Here is a 15,349-nt window from a genome sequence, read left to right as displayed (position 1 = left end):
GATAAACTGCCCGCGAATAGCGAGAGAAAAAATACAGGCGTGTTTTATCGCCTGTATTTTTTTATGCATGTTAAACAAACGTTTGTTTAGTTGTGATAAGATAAAAAGAGATTACTATACAAATGGTGGTGAAGCGGTTCGTGGAGGCATGGTTGTTTGAGGTAATAAAGGCAGTTGGACGTTTTTTCTTGCACCCTGCTGTTTATGTATTTTTTATAAGTAGTATTTTTGTTGGATATTTGCGTGTATTACGAGAACGAAAAGATTTTTCTTTTAAAGTATACGATGTTTTGTTTGAAATGCGGACATCAATGTTCGCTGGAATTGGATATGGATTTCTTGTATCAGTGATCACAATTGGAGCTGGACTTGTTCTCTCGCAAGCTAGTATATGGGCGATTCTAATTTGGACGCTATTATTTGGACTAGCCGCTCAATATAGATATTTGTCTTCTGCATACACATTCGGCATAGCGATTGTAGCAGCAATGTTATCATCTAAGCTACCCATCCCTTTTTTACAGCTTCAAGATGGGGAAGAGCGTACGATTCCTTCTCTTGCAATTTTACTTGGCGTGATGCTGATTGTAGAAGGATTATTGATTTCTAAAAATGCAGTGCGGCATTCAACGCCAAAACTGCGACAAGGAAAGCGCGGTTTAAATATTGGGTTACATGAATCAAAGCGTTTATGGCTCGTTCCTATTTTCATTCTTGTGCCGGGAGATGCCGTAACACAATTTGTTTCATGGTGGCCTGTCGTTTCTGTTGGCTCACAAACCTATTCTCTGTTCCTTGTTCCATTTTTAATAGGTTTCATGCGAACAATTAAAAGTTATGAACCGACGGAAGCATTATTATTTACAGGGAGACGTGTATTTGGATTAGCTGCCCTTGTTCTGATTCTAGGTGTAGCAAGTTACTGGTGGCCCCTGTTAGCGATTGTAGCGATGGGAGTGGCAATGCTTGGCCGTTTTACAATTTCCATGCAGGAACGCATAGTCGATGAAACCCGTCCAGCGTACTTTGCAGCCCGTAATGATGGATTGGTTGTGTTAGGTACAATTCCAAATACAGCAGGCGCAGAAATGAATCTGAAGCCTGGAGAGGTCATTACAAAAGTGAACGGTGTCATCCCTATGAGTGTCGAGGAGTTTTACGATGCATTGCAGACGAAAACAACAGGTGCATTTTGCAAATTAGAGGTACTCGATACAAACGGTGAACTTCGCCTTGTTCAGAATGCTCTTTATGCTGGTGTACATTATGAATTAGGAATTGTGTTTGTGGAGCAGGAGCATAAATGGGATACGGAAGCTATGTAACGTTTTATAAAAAAGTAAGAATGAAAACGGCCTACGAAAATTCGTAGGTCGTTTTCATTTTATCCCGCTATTCGCGGACAGTAATACTCCTACCTCAAAGTTCGGCAGGAAGCAAAGGAGTTAGGTGAGGGTTAATGATCAGTGGGGGGAAGGAACCCCCCCGCTGATTACAGTTTCACTTTATCACATAGTAACGTGTAGTTTCATGTTGTTTAAGTGAATGTATGATAGACAGGTAACGAGAACGTTGTTATGATATAATTGATAATGGTTATCATCTTGAAAGACTTTGTCATGATGCAAGGTCTTTTTATTTTGAATGAAGGAGGGATGTTATGCTTCGCCGTTTTTTTGCTTACTATAAGCCGTATAAAGGGCTATTTGTACTTGATTTTACTTGTGCTGTAATTGCAGGACTTCTTGAACTTGGGTTCCCACTTGTGGTGAATCAGTTTATTGATAAATTACTGCCAGGACAAAATTGGACGTTAATTCTATGGGCTTGTATCGGATTATTTGCAATTTATGTTTTAAATGCTGGACTTCAATATGTGGTTACATACTGGGGACATATGCTTGGGATTAATATTGAAACAAATATGCGTCAAAAATTATTTGATCATATTCAAAAGCTATCATTTCGTTTTTTTGATAACAATAAAACAGGACACTTAATTTCTCGTCTTACAAATGATTTAATGGAAATTGGTGAAATTGCCCATCATGGACCTGAGGATTTGTTTATTGCGGTTATGACTCTCATTGGTGCATTCTCATTCATGCTGGCTATTAACTGGAAGTTAGCACTTCTTACGTTCTTCGTTATTCCATTCTTGCTTTGGTTAGCAATCTATTTTAATCGTAAGATGACAGGTGCTTTTAGACGTCTATTCTCAGATGTGGCTGATTTTAATGCATGTATTGAAAATAACGTGGGCGGTATTCGTGTTGTACAAGCGTTTGGGAACGAGAAGTTCGAGAAGGAGCAATTTGCAGTGAATAATGCTCGTTTTCGTACGACAAAGTTAATGGCTTATAAAATTATGGCTTTAAATTCATCAATTAGTTACATGCTAATGCGCCTCGTTACATTGTTTGTATTAGTATGCGGAACTTGGTTTGTCATTCAAGGTGAATTAACATATGGCGGATTTATTGGTTTTGTATTATTAACGAATGTTTTATTCCGTCCGATTGAAAAAATTAATGCTGTTATTGAAAGTTATCCAAAAGGAATTGCTGGCTTTAAAAGGTACATTGAACTATTGGAAACAGAACCTGATATTGTAGATGCACCAAATGCAATTGAAGTCAAACATGTACATGGTGAAATTCAATATAGCAACGTTACATTCGGATATGAAAAACAAGAACCCATTTTAAAAAATATTGATTTGAAAATTCATGCTGGAGAAACGGTTGCTTTTGTTGGGCCATCTGGTGCAGGGAAAACAACATTATGCAGCCTGCTGCCACGTTTCTATGAACTTGAATCTGGATCTATCAAGATTGATGATATTGATACGCAAGAAATGACACTATCATCACTTCGTAAACAAATTGGTATCGTGCAGCAAGATGTGTTTTTATTCTCTGGGACGATTAGAGAGAATATTGCTTACGGAAACTTACAAGCACCCGAATCTGAAATTTGGGAGGCTGTAAAACGTGCTCAATTAGAGGACTTAATTTATTCACAACCAGATGGACTAGATACGGTAATTGGCGAGCGAGGCGTGAAGCTTTCTGGTGGTCAAAAGCAACGTTTAGCAATTGCACGTATGTTTCTTAAAAACCCACCAATTCTCATTTTGGATGAAGCGACTTCTGCGCTTGATACGGAAACAGAATTGGCAATACAACAAGCGCTTGCTGAGCTGTCAGTTGGCCGTACAACGTTAGTTATTGCACATCGACTTGCAACGATTAAAAATGCGGACCGTATTATCGTTGTAAATAAGGATGGTATTGCTGAGCAAGGCTCACACGAAGAACTGATTGAACAAGGCGGAGGTTATAGTAGGTTATATGAAGCACAATTTAGTTCGTAAGTGACCAACTTCCGCATGATGGGGAATGTGACAATACTTTTGAGTCTAACAAACTGAAAGATGAATGTTTGGGTAGTTGTCACAAATAAAAGGGTTTCATATATATAATTTCATCAAAAATAGCGTACCATACAGGTAGGAAATACAAATATACATATATAGGAGGAAGTAAAGGATGATCGTAACGACAACTTCTGTTATTCAAGGGAAAGAAATTATAGAATATATTGATATCGTAAATGGTGAAGCAATTATGGGTGCTAATATCGTGCGCGATTTATTTGCTTCTGTTCGTGATGTTGTCGGTGGCCGTGCTGGTGCATATGAAAGTAAATTAAAAGAAGCTCGTGATATTGCGATGGAAGAGATGAAAACTCTTGCGAAGCAAAAAGGTGCGAATGCCATTGTTGGTATCGATGTGGATTATGAAGTAGTTCGCGAAGGTATGTTGATGGTAGCAGTAAGCGGTACAGCAGTACGCGTGTAAGAATAGATAGAAAAGAAGCCGTGCTTGGTGCACGGCTTCTTTTTTTATATGTCGAATTATCGATATTTCTTGGGAAATGTCAGGACGCCTGTCGACATATAGGGAAGACATTTGAGGGCTTCCTTACAATTTTTAATTTGTTCCACTAACTGTTCGTATTCTTTTTCAAGAAGCGCAATGTCATCATGTCGATCGGGCATGGAAATACGGCCGATGATTTCTGTTAACTTTGTTTGTAACCGTAATAGTTCTTGCTCGGTAGTGTTTACCGACGTTTGTTCCGGGCGTTTCATGTACTGCTCATAATTTCCGTGAAAGAGCCGAGGTGACTCCGTATCTACATGTAGAATGTGGTCTGCTACTGTGTGAATAAATGCTCGGTCATGGCTAATAAAAAGAACGGTGCCAGGATATTCTTGCAACATTTGTTCCAATTCCTCTTGCGTTGCTAAATCTAAATAGTTTGTTGGTTCATCAAGCAGGAGCATGTTGTAGTTTCCTAAAAATACTTTTGCGAGTGCGACCTTTGTCCGTTCACCGCCGCTTAATACATGTACTTGTTTATGGACATCTTCGCGCCGAAAGAGAAGGCGTGCAAGTATTGTTCTCACGAAAGCCTCCGTATAATTCGTTTCTTCCATCACATTTTCTAAAATTGTTTTATCATTTTCTAAGATGGATAACGTTTGTTCAAAGTAGCCGATTTTACAACTTTTTGAAAGCTGAATACCTCGCTCTTTGGCAAGAATCATGTTGAACAATGTTGTTTTACCACTTCCGTTTTTTCCTAGGATAGCAAGTTTTGCACCTGGGGGAATACTGCCGTTCATATTGTGGAACAAGGTGCGGTTTCTAAGTTTTTTTGCTGTTTTATTAAATTGCACAGCTGTTTTACTATGAATCGGAGCATGATGTTGTATATCAAATTGTGCATGAGAAAAATCTTTCGGTTTCTCTTTCTTTTCGAGTTGTTCGAGTCTTGTTTCTATCGCTTTTGTTGCTTTTTGCACATTTCCTTGACTATAAGCAGCATCCGATTTATATAGTTTAGACTCAGAAGAACTAAAGCGGGTTGGAATTTTCGTCATACTAGCAGCACGTTGTTTCCTACCTATGATGGATTGTTCTAAGCGTCGCTTTTCTTGTACATATTGCTCATAATCAGCCTGTTGCTCTATCCGTTCCCGTTCTTTTTGCTCTCTATAAGTAGCGTAATTTCCTTTATATTCACGAACAACACCATCTTCAATTTCAATGATCTTTGTACAAACTGCATCGAGTAATGTTCTGTCATGAGAGATTAAAACGATTGCCCCTCTATAAGATTGTAGTGCTTTTTCTAATTGCTCTGTACCGTACAAATCTAAATGACTTGTCGGTTCATCTGCAAATAAAATTGCTGCTTCTTGCTCAAGGGCATGTGCAATTTTTAAACGCATACGCTCGCCTCCGCTCATCGCACTTGTAACGTTAGAAATGTTCCATTTTCCTTTTGTAAGAGAGGAAGCCGTTTCTACTGTATCCTCATTGAACTGAGGAATGATTGCAATAGAGCTACGATGAGTAACCGTACCGTCATCAGGTTCTATTTCTTTACTTAATATTTGTAATAAGGTAGATTTTCCAGCACCGTTTACACCGACAATGCCAATACGATCACGTGCATGAATGTCGAGTGATTGTAATGTAAATAAAGTGCGGTCACCAAAGCTTTTTTCAATGTTACGTGCGAATAAAATAGTCATAAAAAAACCTCCCTAGTTTCACTAGAGAGGATAGACGTCGCCCATATATGTAAAAAGGTGTACATAAAGAAACGATACACGTATTTTTACATGATCTTGTCAAAAGAAAGTATCGACAAATGGACATACTAATCCCCTTCTAGTTTTCATCATTTTGTTTCACTATGCGTGATGGATGAATAAAAAAGAGAATTAGAACTTCATTGGCCAGGTACCTTCCTTTCATAATCTTACGTTCATTGTATGCGTATACAAATGAATTTGTCAAACCATTTAGAAAACAGTAGTGGGTTATTTTGTCTGCAGTAATTCGTTGTATATTTTTACTTTTTCGATTACCTGCTCATCAAAGTCACGATAACCATTCGCTAGCCGTTTTGAAGGTAACAACCCTTTTTCTTCATATATGTCGTAATGAGCGTTCACTAACACCGGTTTGCTTTGACAATTCTCCGATTCGCAATATCGTCACTCCTTTCACATTCATTTTAAATCCTCATACTAATTTGAAGATCAACTCTGTTTTTTTGCAAAAGATTGGACGTGATCTAAAAAGACTTGAATGGCCTTAGAAGGAATAAAGTATTTTCCGCGAACGATAGAAAAAGGACGAATTAGTTGTTCATTTGGAATCGGGATGTGAAAAATCTCGTTTGCCTGCAATTCTTTTCGCACGGTCCAATCTGATAATATAGCGATGCCAAGCCCGGCAGCAACGGCTTCCTTGACACTTTGTATGCTGCTAAATGTAAAGTGACGTTTCATTTTTAAATGATGATGATGGATAAAGCGGTCGCTATAGGCGCGTGTTCCAGATCCGGTTTCACGCAGAATCCATACTTGGTCTTGTAGTGTATGTTCATTGATTTTAGCTATGCTTAGCAAAGGGTGCTTTGGTGGGACGACGAGCTTCATTTCATCTTCCATAAAGGTTTCCACATCGATATCAGTGTACACGACCTGACCTTCGACTAAACCGATATCAATTTGATTGGAGCGGATGCTCTGCAAAACTTCTTCTGTGTTGGAGATGAGTGTATGTACTTCTACGCGTGGATTTTCATTTGCATAGTTCGCTAATATTTTGGGGAGTAAATATTCACCAATTGTAAAACTAGCACCGATGCGAAGTGTTCCTGTGACAACGTTGTCGAGTTCGTTAATTTCCTGTTTCGCTTCTTCATATAGCGATAGCATTTGCTTTGCATGTATGTATAAAATGTTGCCAGCCTCTGTTACTTGCACGTGCTTTGGAGAACGCTGAATAAGTGTTTTGCCAAATTCATTTTCTAAATTGCGAATATGCATACTGACGCCAGGCTGTGACAGATTTAATAGTTCAGCAGCACGTGAAAAGTGCTTTTGCTCTACGACAGTAACAAATATTTTTAAAATATCGACGTTCATTTTGTTGTCTCCTTTTGTTTAATAAGCAGCTGATCCCGCTTTTCTTGTATCTAACTCCAGTGGCTAAAATCTTTGGTTGTTTCACACCCTCAGATGAGGCAAAAAGTGTCTCTCTGTCGTGAGCTCCAACGTTCTACAATTTTGAACAAGCTGTCTCCGCCTTTCACGCATTGTATCATAAGTTTTATTGATGATTGAGATTATTTATTGGTATTAAACTTATGATTAAGATTCTTTTATACTAGAAGTAGAGAGAACATGCATGTTTCAATACGATTATTGGGGTGGTACAACATGGAACAAACACTTGTCATACAAAAGAGGAAGCGTCTCGGTTTTTCGCAAGGAATTGGGATTACCTTGTTAATTGCGATTGCGGCAAAGTACTTAGCGCAGCTTCCATTTTTAAATATTATGGGACAATTGGTCATTGCTATTCTGATCGGTATGATATGGAGAGCGACAATTGGTGTCCCTCATGAAGCGATAGCAGGAACGAATTTTGTGAGTAAGAAATTGCTTCGGTTCGGGATTATTTTACTTGGTATGCGTTTGAATTTAGTAGATATCGCTAAGGCGGGACCAAAGGTATTGGTGATTGCTGCGATTGTTATTGCATTCACACTTGTTGTTGTATATACGTTAACACGTGTTTTTAAAGTAGAGAAGAAACTTGGGATTTTAACAGCATGCGGGACAGCGATTTGCGGGGCGGCAGCGGTTGTAGCCATTGCGCCACAAGTGAAGGCGAAGGATGAGGAAATTGCAGTTGGCGCAGCAATTATTGCAATTTTAGGAACGATTTTCACACTACTTTATACATTATTATATCCGGTGCTCGGTTTATCTCCTTATGGCTATGGTGTGTTTTCTGGGGCGACATTGCATGAAATTGCGCATGTTATTGCTGCGGCCGCACCAGGCGGGAGTGCGTCTGTCGATATTGCAGTCATTGTAAAATTGACACGTGTTGCAATGCTTGTACCAGTCGCAATTTTAATTGGACTATGGTTTCAGCGTAGTGAAGGAGAAGGCAAAAAAAGCTCATGGCGTGATATTCAGATTCCGTGGTTTATTTTTGGCTTCCTCGCAATGAGTGCTTTTCATTCATTAGGAATTGTACCGGAAGTTGTGGCAGGATATATAGTAACCCTTGCTTACATGCTTATCGCCATGGCGATGGCAGGGCTTGGTTTAAATGTCGAGTTTACGACATTTCGTAAGTTGGGAAGTAGGGCATTTGTTGCGGGATTGATTGGATCTGTCGCACTTTCCGTTGTTGGGTATATTCTTGTATACGTACTAGGTTTTGTGTAAAAAGACTTGCAGTTGCAAGTCTTTTTTATTTGGATTTAAGTAAAGATATCTTTACTTAAAACTGGAAAATATTTATAATTAAAGTAAAGATATCTTTACTTTAAGGGTGGAGCCTATGGGTGTGAAAAATAGAATTAAGGAACTAAGAAAACAAAATCATATTACGCAAGTTGAGATGGCAAAGGCGATGCAAGTGACAAGGCAGACGATTGTTGCGATTGAAAACAATCATTACAATCCGAGTTTGGAATTGTCACTAAAGATTGCAAAATATTTTGGGATGAGCGTGGAGGAGATTTTTACGTTGGAATAAGGATATAAAGATTGGATAGAGGTGGAATACAGTGCGAATGCAAGATGAATTTGAAAGACATCAGTCGGATAAAGCTTTTAAGTTTTTAGGTGTGTTTTACGCACTTAGCTTAGCGATATGGGGAATGTATAATCTGATTGTCCATGGCAGTGCGGGTACGCCGTTTGTTCTGTTTGTTGTAGGACAATTTATATACTTGTTTGTGAATTATTGGCCAAAATGGAAGTTTGGTAAATGGAAAGAGGATGAGTAACTATATAAATACAAATTAAAAAAATGACATAAAACCCTTCTGTTTAGGTGGGAGAGAGCATCCGGCCATGCATAGAAGCGGTCAGATCCTTTTCCTGCCCAGACACAGTGAAAACAAAGAGAGAAAACGAGTGCAGGTCACCTTTTGTTATCCATAGTCACGACTTATATGTCGAAAAATCAAAATAAATTTATAATTATGATGATAGGAAATATACTATTCTTTTTAATTTGTTTATGGGAAAAGCGGAAAATAAAAAATCTTGAAGACGATGAATAGAGGGGTATACGGGATGGGATTACCGATTTTATGTATTGTTGCAGCTCTGTTTGCATTTATTTGGGGTAGCCAAAATATTGTTCGCAATCCTGTGCCAAGCGCAGTTATTGTGATTGGAGTAGTGGGATTGTCGTATTATTTGTTGGATTTGGCACATTATCATAAGTTTGCGACAAGTATTTTAGTTGGGATTGCTGCCCTATCATGTGGGCGAGTGATTCAAAAAATGTTGTTTCCATAAAAAGCTGTTTACATCGAAGGAGATGTAAACAGCTTTTTATATTTTCTTTTTCATAAAAACACTTGAAAGTTACGCTGCGTCATCTTTTACAATGGAGAGGAAAGGGTGATGGGGATGATCTCGATTCAGCAGTTGACAAAGGAGACGGGTGTTACGGTAAGGACACTTCGATATTATGACCAAATTGATTTATTAAAGCCAAGTGGAAAAACAGAAGGTGGACATCGTTTATATAGTGAATCGGATGTTATTCGCTTGCAACAAATTTTATTTCTAAAAGAAATGGGCTTCTCATTAAAAGAAGTTGCGAATATGTTAGTAACGGATGAATTGAGTTTAAAAGAATCATTGCAAAATCAATTGCAATTTGTACAAGAAGAACAGAAGAAATTCAATCGTATGGAAAAGATTTTGCAGGCTGTCGTCTATTCAGCAGAGCTTGAGGGTGAGTTAGATTGGAAAATTATGTTCGAGCTCATTCAACTTTCACAACAATCTCCTCGTATACGCGAATTATTTCAAAGGCAAGTATTTTCAGATGAGGAGCAAAGGCTTCTTCACAATTTGCCAAATATGAGTGAGGAGGATGAAAATGTCGGTGAATGGGTTGCTCTGTTAAAGCAATTACGTCGTTTAATGCAAGAGGGAAAGGCCCCATCCCATAATGAAGTACAAGAAGCTACCAAAAAATTAATGGAAAAATGTATAGAGATGGCAAATGGTGATGAAGCATTTTTAGATAAATTATGGGAAGTGCGAAAATCGAAAGAGGATTCACAAAAGATGCATATGTATCCAATCGAAGACGAACTTCTGCAATATATGGATGAGGCTTTTCGTATATATGATGAAAAAGGAGGGGGGAAGAAATGAGTGTGCTTGCTGAGTATCGCTGGTTTTTATTAATTGGGGCAGAAATTGTATTTTGGGTCACGGCAATCGGCTTCTTTTTACTGCGTTACGGGTTTCGCTTGCGAAAAGTTAGTTTCATTGTTGGAATCGTATTACTTCTAAACGAGGTATTTATTTTAGCTTTAGGTGTTATGGATTATTATGAAACCGGTAAGTTTTCTAACTTTCAAGTTATTGTTGTAGTTATATTGTTATATGCGCTTTTTTATGGAAAAAAAGATTTGAAGAAGCTTGATCATCGTATGCAGAGACTGGTAGCGAAGTGGCGAAATGAACCGTTGCCAGTTATAGAAGAGCCAGCGGAGCTAACGGGCTGGGCGTATGCGAAGCAAGAACTGGGACAATGGGGTTTACATCTTGTTTTATTTGTTGCGATACATCTTATTTTTTTCTTTATGTACGGATTGGCACCGTTTGAACAGTGGGTGAATTGGCTTGAAAAAGGCATCGTTTTAAATGAAGCGGCAAGTCGTGTGAGTCAAGTATGGGGCGTTGTATTTCTCATTGATACAGTGATTACATTTTCTTATGTCATTTTCCCAAAAAAAGAAAAGAAGCTGCTGTCCTAATTGGACAACAGCCTTTTATTATGCAACGTCTTCTTTTTGTTTATTTTGCAGATTACTATTTTTATAACCGTAGCTGAAGTAGACAACAAGTCCAATTACAAGCCATAAGACAAAGCCAATCCATGTTATTGCTGGTAGCTGCAATGCTAGGTATCCGCAGAATAGAACAGCTAAAGCCGGAATCCATGGTACCAATGGCACTTTAAAGGCACGCGGTAAATCAGGTTGTTTTTTGCGTAAGATGATTACACCAATTGAAACAACGCTAAATGCGAATAGTGTACCTATATTTGTTAATTCAGCTAGTTTACTTAAAGGAATAAAACCAGCAAAGAAAGCAACCATAGTGGCAGTAATCCAACTATTAAGAACGGGTGTTTTTGTTTTTTTGTTTACGCGAGAAAAAGCTTTTGGTAGTAATCCATCACGGCTAATTGCGTAAAATAAACGTGTTTGTCCAAATAACATAACAAGTAGTACCGTTGTAATCCCAGCCATTGCTCCTAAAGAGATAAAGCCAGCAACCCAATCTTGATGAATATATTGCAGTGCAAATGCAACTGGGTTCTTTACACCTAACTGATCGTAGGGAACGATTCCAGTTAATATTAATGAAACAACGATATATAAAATTGTACAGATTGTTAAAGAAGCGATAATACCAATTGGCATGTTGCGCTGTGGATTTTTCACTTCTTCAGCAGCTGTTGATACAGCGTCAAATCCGATGTAAGCAAAGAATACAGTTGCAGCTCCAGTTGCTACGCCAGAGAAGCCAAACGGCATGAATGGTGTCCAGTTTTCAGGTTTTACATAGAAAGCACCAACGCCGATGAATAGAAGAACAACAAATAGTTTTATAGCTACCATAATAGTATTGAAACGAGCTGATTTTTTTGTACCTTTTGTTAATAACAATGTTATTAGAAAAATGATACAGATTGCCGGTAGATCTACGTATGTTCCGGCTGCAGGATTATATGCGCTTGTTAAAGCGGTAGGTAATGTAATACCGAATCCACTTAATAGTCCTTGGAAATATCCGGACCACCCTGATGCAACAGCTGAGGAAGCTAAGCCATATTCTAGAATCAAATCCCATCCTAAAATCCAAGCAATTATTTCTCCAAATGTTGCGTAGCTATAAGTGTAAGCACTACCTGAAACCGGTACAGTTGAAGCAAATTCAGAATAACATAATGCCGCAAATACACAGGCTAAACCGGATAAAATAAATGATAAAATAAGTGCTGGTCCTGCGTATTCTGCTGCAGCAACACCGGTAAGAACGAAAATGCCGGTTCCAATAATAGCGCCCACACCTAACGTTGTTAGATCGAGTGCGCCAAGCTCTTTATTTAAAGATTCTCCTTTCTTTTGCGACTGTGCTAACAGTGCAGAAATCGATTTTTTACGAAATAAATTCATATAGATCTCTCACTCTCCATTCGTTATAATATTCTGAACATTAAGACCCTGTTGTCGTATAATGTCGAATCTTGTAATACGTATTTTAATATGAAAAGCGGACGTTGTAAATATTATTTTTTTCAGAAAATTCTACCTATCTGAAAATACAAATTAAAAAACCGACATAAACCCCTTCTTTTTAGGTGGGAGAGAGCATCCGTCCATGCATAGAAGCGGTCAGATCCTTTTACTGTCCCATGCCCAGTGAAAACAAAGAGAGAAAACGAGTGCAGGTCACCTTTTGTTATCCATAGCCGCGGCTATATGTCGAAAAATCAAAATGGATTTATATAGGTATTTGTATTGCTACTTCAAGTCATTTCATTTTGAATGGTAGTATAAAGCCGAAACAAGCTGGGGAGGATCAATATGAAAAAGGGAATTGTCTTATTATGTTTGCTAGTATGTATTGGCAGTTTGGTTGGTTTTTTATTTTCTACAAAACTAGTAGAAAATAGTGAGAACCATGGTGCAGCAAAAGTTGATAAAAAGAATGATATTGTCGGAAAAATGGATGAAGTGTCTAATTTAGATAAGTTTGAGCAGTTTCTGAATCATGTGAAAAGTGGCCAAGCTGATCAAGTACGCATTGTGAATTATACAGATGAGGGGGATCCAATCTTTCAAACGTTAGACTATGATGGAACCAATATAAACTATATTTTCGATGATTCTAATGACAAATTTGGAGGAATTCATAAAGGGAAAAAACGTGATGTGTGCAGAGGGATTATGAAAGAGGAAAGTAATGAAGGCATAAGCTATAAATTAAGTGAATGCAAAGAAAATCATGAATATATAGGCTATTTTTTGCTGAAGGCGCCTAATGAATAAGAAGGGAAAGATGCTTATATGAATAAGTGTCTTTTTTTGCTGCTACATATTGGGTTTTGTAGAAAGAATGTCGAATTCTTTACCGAATATCTGTTCGTTTTTTTGGTTTTTTTATGTGCGTTCGTGGTAAAATAATAATACAGATTTTTTACGAGGAGGTACGGTGAATTTGGAACATCAATTTGAGATTGTATCAGAATATTCCCCGCAAGGTGATCAGCCGCGAGCGATTGAGCAGCTGACAGCAGGGATTCAAAATGGTAAGAAGCATCAAGTGTTGCTTGGGGCAACGGGAACAGGAAAGACATTTACAATTTCAAATGTCATTAAAGAAGTAACGAAGCCAACACTTGTGATGGCCCATAATAAAACGTTGGCAGGACAGCTATACAGTGAGTTGAAAGATTTCTTTCCAAACAATGCTGTAGAGTATTTTGTTAGTTATTACGATTTTTATCAGCCGGAAGCATATGTACCGCAAACCGATACATTCATTGAAAAAGATGCTCAAATTAATGATGAAATCGATAAACTACGTCACTCGGCAACGTCTTCTTTGTTTGAACGTAATGATGTAATCATTGTAGCGAGTGTTTCGTGTATTTATGGTTTAGGTTCACCAGAAGAATACCGAGAACTTGTTGTTTCTTTGCGCGTTGGTATGGAAAAGGAACGAAACCAATTGCTTCGTGAACTTGTTGATGTACAGTATGGACGGAATGATATTGACTTTAAGCGTGGGACGTTTCGCGTACGCGGGGATGTAGTTGAGATTTTCCCAGCATCGCTTGATGAACATTGTATTCGAATTGAATTTTTTGGCGATGAGATTGATCGGATTCGTGAAGTGAATGCATTAACGGGTGAAGTGCTAGCAGAACGCGAACATGTTGCTATTTTCCCGGCGTCTCACTTCGTTACACGTGAAGAAAAGATGAAAGTTGCCATTGAAAATATTGAAAAAGAACTGGAAGAACGATTAAAGGAATTGAATGCTAACGGGAAATTGTTAGAAGCGCAGCGGATTGAGCAGCGGACACGTTACGATTTGGAAATGATGCGCGAGATGGGCTTTTGCTCTGGAATTGAAAACTATTCCCGGCATTTAACGTTGCGCCCAGCGGGATCAACGCCATATACATTAATAGATTATTTCCCGGATGACTTCTTGATTGTCATGGATGAGTCACACGTAACATTGCCCCAAGTAAGAGCGATGTATAATGGGGATCAGGCGCGTAAGCAAGTGCTTGTTGAACATGGTTTCCGCTTACCTTCAGCGCTGGATAATAGACCGCTTATGTTTGAGGAATTTGAAGAGAAAACCAATCAAGTTGTGTATGTATCGGCAACACCTGGTCCATACGAACTAGAGCACGCACCGGAAGTGGTGGAACAAATCATTCGTCCGACTGGGTTACTTGATCCGCAAATCGAGGTGCGTCCAATAGAAGGACAAATTGATGATTTACTAGGAGAAATTCACGACCGTATTGCGAAAAATGAGCGTGTTTTAATTACGACATTAACAAAGAAAATGTCAGAGGATTTAACAGATTACTTAAAAGATGTTGGAATTAAAGTAAACTACTTACATTCTGAAATTAAAACGCTTGAGCGAATTGAAATTATTCGTGATCTTCGTCTTGGAAAATTTGATGTGCTTATTGGTATTAACTTATTGCGAGAAGGACTTGATATTCCAGAAGTATCGCTTGTGGCGATTTTAGATGCGGATAAAGAAGGATTCTTACGTTCAGAGCGCTCGCTCATTCAGACGATTGGCCGCGCAGCACGTAATGAAAATGGTCATGTAATTATGTATGCTGATCGCATTACAAAATCGATGGGAATTGCAATAGAAGAAACGAAGCGTCGTCGTGAAAAACAAGAAGCTTATAATAAAGAACACGGAATTACGCCGAGAACCATTCAAAAAGAAGTGCGTGATGTCATTCGTGCAACAATGGCCGCAGAAGATACAGAAACGTATGAAGCAGCACCTGCTAAGAAAATGACGAAAAAAGAACGTGAAAAGACGATTGCGAAGATGGAAGTAGAAATGAAGGAAGCGGCAAAAGCGCTAGACTTCGAGCGTGCAGCTGAACTAAGAGATTTACTACTAGAATTAAAAGCGGAAGGGTGA

General features: G+C 38.5%; 14 protein-coding genes and 1 pseudogene. 11 read left to right on the top strand and 4 right to left on the bottom strand.

All coding sequences use genetic code 11. The annotated features are described in order from the left end of the window. Nucleotides 1-122: 122 nt before the first annotated feature. The 3 genes from QRE67_RS24075 to QRE67_RS24065 all read left to right on the top strand — a co-directional run bounded on the left by QRE67_RS24075 (nt 123) and on the right by QRE67_RS24065 (nt 3,863). Nucleotides 123-1,325, top strand: coding sequence for a PDZ domain-containing protein (locus QRE67_RS24075; protein ID WP_286122672.1), 1,203 nt, complete (start codon nt 123-125; stop codon nt 1,323-1,325). Nucleotides 1,326-1,660: 335 nt separating this feature from the next. Beyond that, nucleotides 1,661-3,376, top strand: coding sequence for an ABC transporter ATP-binding protein (locus QRE67_RS24070; protein ID WP_286122671.1), 1,716 nt, complete (start codon nt 1,661-1,663; stop codon nt 3,374-3,376). 175 nt (nt 3,377-3,551) lie between these two features. Beyond that, a complete protein-coding gene (locus QRE67_RS24065) occupies nt 3,552-3,863 on the top strand; it encodes a heavy metal-binding domain-containing protein (RefSeq protein ID WP_286122670.1) in 312 nt (103 codons plus the stop codon). Between the two features lie 56 nt (nt 3,864-3,919). On the opposite strand, the gene abc-f is transcribed toward QRE67_RS24065, so the two are convergent. From abc-f to QRE67_RS24050, 3 genes and pseudogenes are all read right to left on the bottom strand, one after another. Next, nucleotides 3,920-5,608, bottom strand: coding sequence for a ribosomal protection-like ABC-F family protein (abc-f, locus tag QRE67_RS24060; RefSeq protein WP_286122669.1), 1,689 nt, complete (start codon nt 5,606-5,608; stop codon nt 3,920-3,922). A gap of 300 nt (nt 5,609-5,908) precedes the next feature. Next, a pseudogene (locus QRE67_RS24055) lies at nt 5,909-6,071 on the bottom strand (MerR family DNA-binding transcriptional regulator); the annotation flags it as partial. Nucleotides 6,072-6,121: 50 nt separating this feature from the next. Further along, nucleotides 6,122-7,015: a LysR family transcriptional regulator gene (locus tag QRE67_RS24050; RefSeq protein ID WP_286122668.1), complete on the bottom strand. Its 894-nt coding sequence runs from the start codon at nt 7,013-7,015 to the stop codon at nt 6,122-6,124. A 294-nt stretch (nt 7,016-7,309) separates the two neighbouring features. On the opposite strand from QRE67_RS24050, the gene QRE67_RS24045 reads away from it, so the two are divergent. The 6 genes from QRE67_RS24045 to QRE67_RS24020 all read left to right on the top strand — a co-directional run bounded on the left by QRE67_RS24045 (nt 7,310) and on the right by QRE67_RS24020 (nt 10,899). After that, nucleotides 7,310-8,332, top strand: a complete 1,023-nt coding sequence (locus tag QRE67_RS24045; RefSeq protein ID WP_286122667.1) for a YeiH family protein — start codon at nt 7,310-7,312, stop codon at nt 8,330-8,332. 115 nt (nt 8,333-8,447) lie between these two features. Beyond that, entirely contained in the window at nt 8,448-8,645 is a 198-nt protein-coding gene (locus QRE67_RS24040) for a helix-turn-helix transcriptional regulator (RefSeq protein WP_286122666.1), read from the top strand. Between the two features lie 37 nt (nt 8,646-8,682). After that, nucleotides 8,683-8,898, top strand: coding sequence for a hypothetical protein (locus tag QRE67_RS24035; RefSeq protein WP_286125369.1), 216 nt, complete (start codon nt 8,683-8,685; stop codon nt 8,896-8,898). A 292-nt stretch (nt 8,899-9,190) separates the two neighbouring features. Beyond that, entirely contained in the window at nt 9,191-9,418 is a 228-nt protein-coding gene (locus tag QRE67_RS24030; protein WP_286122665.1) for a hypothetical protein, read from the top strand. A 114-nt stretch (nt 9,419-9,532) separates the two neighbouring features. Continuing rightward, nucleotides 9,533-10,291 carry a MerR family transcriptional regulator gene (locus QRE67_RS24025; protein ID WP_286125368.1) on the top strand — a complete coding sequence of 253 codons (759 nt, stop codon included), beginning with the start codon at nt 9,533-9,535 and terminating at the stop codon, nt 10,289-10,291. Continuing rightward, nucleotides 10,288-10,899: a hypothetical protein gene (locus tag QRE67_RS24020; protein WP_286122664.1), complete on the top strand. Its 612-nt coding sequence runs from the start codon at nt 10,288-10,290 to the stop codon at nt 10,897-10,899. The genes QRE67_RS24025 and QRE67_RS24020 overlap by 4 nt, the downstream gene beginning before the upstream one ends. An 18-nt stretch (nt 10,900-10,917) precedes the next feature. Here QRE67_RS24020 and bcaP read toward each other — a convergent pair whose 3' ends face one another. Then, on the bottom strand, nt 10,918-12,327 hold the full coding sequence (gene bcaP, locus QRE67_RS24015; protein WP_286122663.1) for a branched-chain amino acid transporter BcaP: 1,410 nt from the start codon (nt 12,325-12,327) through the stop codon (nt 10,918-10,920). 411 nt (nt 12,328-12,738) lie between these two features. On the opposite strand from bcaP, the gene QRE67_RS24010 reads away from it, so the two are divergent. Together QRE67_RS24010 and uvrB are read left to right on the top strand one after the other, a co-directional pair. Further along, entirely contained in the window at nt 12,739-13,203 is a 465-nt protein-coding gene (locus QRE67_RS24010) for a DUF4362 domain-containing protein (RefSeq protein WP_286122662.1), read from the top strand. 169 nt (nt 13,204-13,372) lie between these two features. Further along, nucleotides 13,373-15,349 carry an excinuclease ABC subunit UvrB gene (gene uvrB, locus QRE67_RS24005; RefSeq protein WP_286122661.1) on the top strand — a complete coding sequence of 659 codons (1,977 nt, stop codon included), beginning with the start codon at nt 13,373-13,375 and terminating at the stop codon, nt 15,347-15,349.

The sequence above is a fragment of the Bacillus sp. DX3.1 genome (genome assembly GCF_030292155.1).
Classification (GTDB): domain Bacteria; phylum Bacillota; class Bacilli; order Bacillales; family Bacillaceae_G; genus Bacillus_A.
Note: the sequence above shows the minus strand (reverse complement) of the source record. Positions and strands in the feature narration are given on the sequence as shown.

Excerpts from the sequence above, each read along its gene's own strand:
- QRE67_RS24075 (WP_286122672.1), top strand. The coding sequence starts at position 123 with ATGGTGGTGAAGCGGTTCGTGGAGGCATGGTTGTTTGAGGTAATAAAG.
- QRE67_RS24070 (WP_286122671.1), top strand. The coding sequence starts at position 1,661 with ATGCTTCGCCGTTTTTTTGCTTACTATAAGCCGTATAAAGGGCTATTT.
- QRE67_RS24065 (WP_286122670.1), top strand. The coding sequence starts at position 3,552 with ATGATCGTAACGACAACTTCTGTTATTCAAGGGAAAGAAATTATAGAA.
- abc-f (WP_286122669.1), bottom strand. The coding sequence starts at position 5,608 with ATGACTATTTTATTCGCACGTAACATTGAAAAAAGCTTTGGTGACCGC.
- QRE67_RS24050 (WP_286122668.1), bottom strand. The coding sequence starts at position 7,015 with ATGAACGTCGATATTTTAAAAATATTTGTTACTGTCGTAGAGCAAAAG.
- QRE67_RS24045 (WP_286122667.1), top strand. The coding sequence starts at position 7,310 with ATGGAACAAACACTTGTCATACAAAAGAGGAAGCGTCTCGGTTTTTCG.
- QRE67_RS24040 (WP_286122666.1), top strand. The coding sequence starts at position 8,448 with ATGGGTGTGAAAAATAGAATTAAGGAACTAAGAAAACAAAATCATATT.
- QRE67_RS24035 (WP_286125369.1), top strand. The coding sequence starts at position 8,683 with ATGCAAGATGAATTTGAAAGACATCAGTCGGATAAAGCTTTTAAGTTT.
- QRE67_RS24030 (WP_286122665.1), top strand. The coding sequence starts at position 9,191 with ATGGGATTACCGATTTTATGTATTGTTGCAGCTCTGTTTGCATTTATT.
- QRE67_RS24025 (WP_286125368.1), top strand. The coding sequence starts at position 9,533 with ATGATCTCGATTCAGCAGTTGACAAAGGAGACGGGTGTTACGGTAAGG.
- QRE67_RS24020 (WP_286122664.1), top strand. The coding sequence starts at position 10,288 with ATGAGTGTGCTTGCTGAGTATCGCTGGTTTTTATTAATTGGGGCAGAA.
- bcaP (WP_286122663.1), bottom strand. The coding sequence starts at position 12,327 with ATGAATTTATTTCGTAAAAAATCGATTTCTGCACTGTTAGCACAGTCG.
- QRE67_RS24010 (WP_286122662.1), top strand. The coding sequence starts at position 12,739 with ATGAAAAAGGGAATTGTCTTATTATGTTTGCTAGTATGTATTGGCAGT.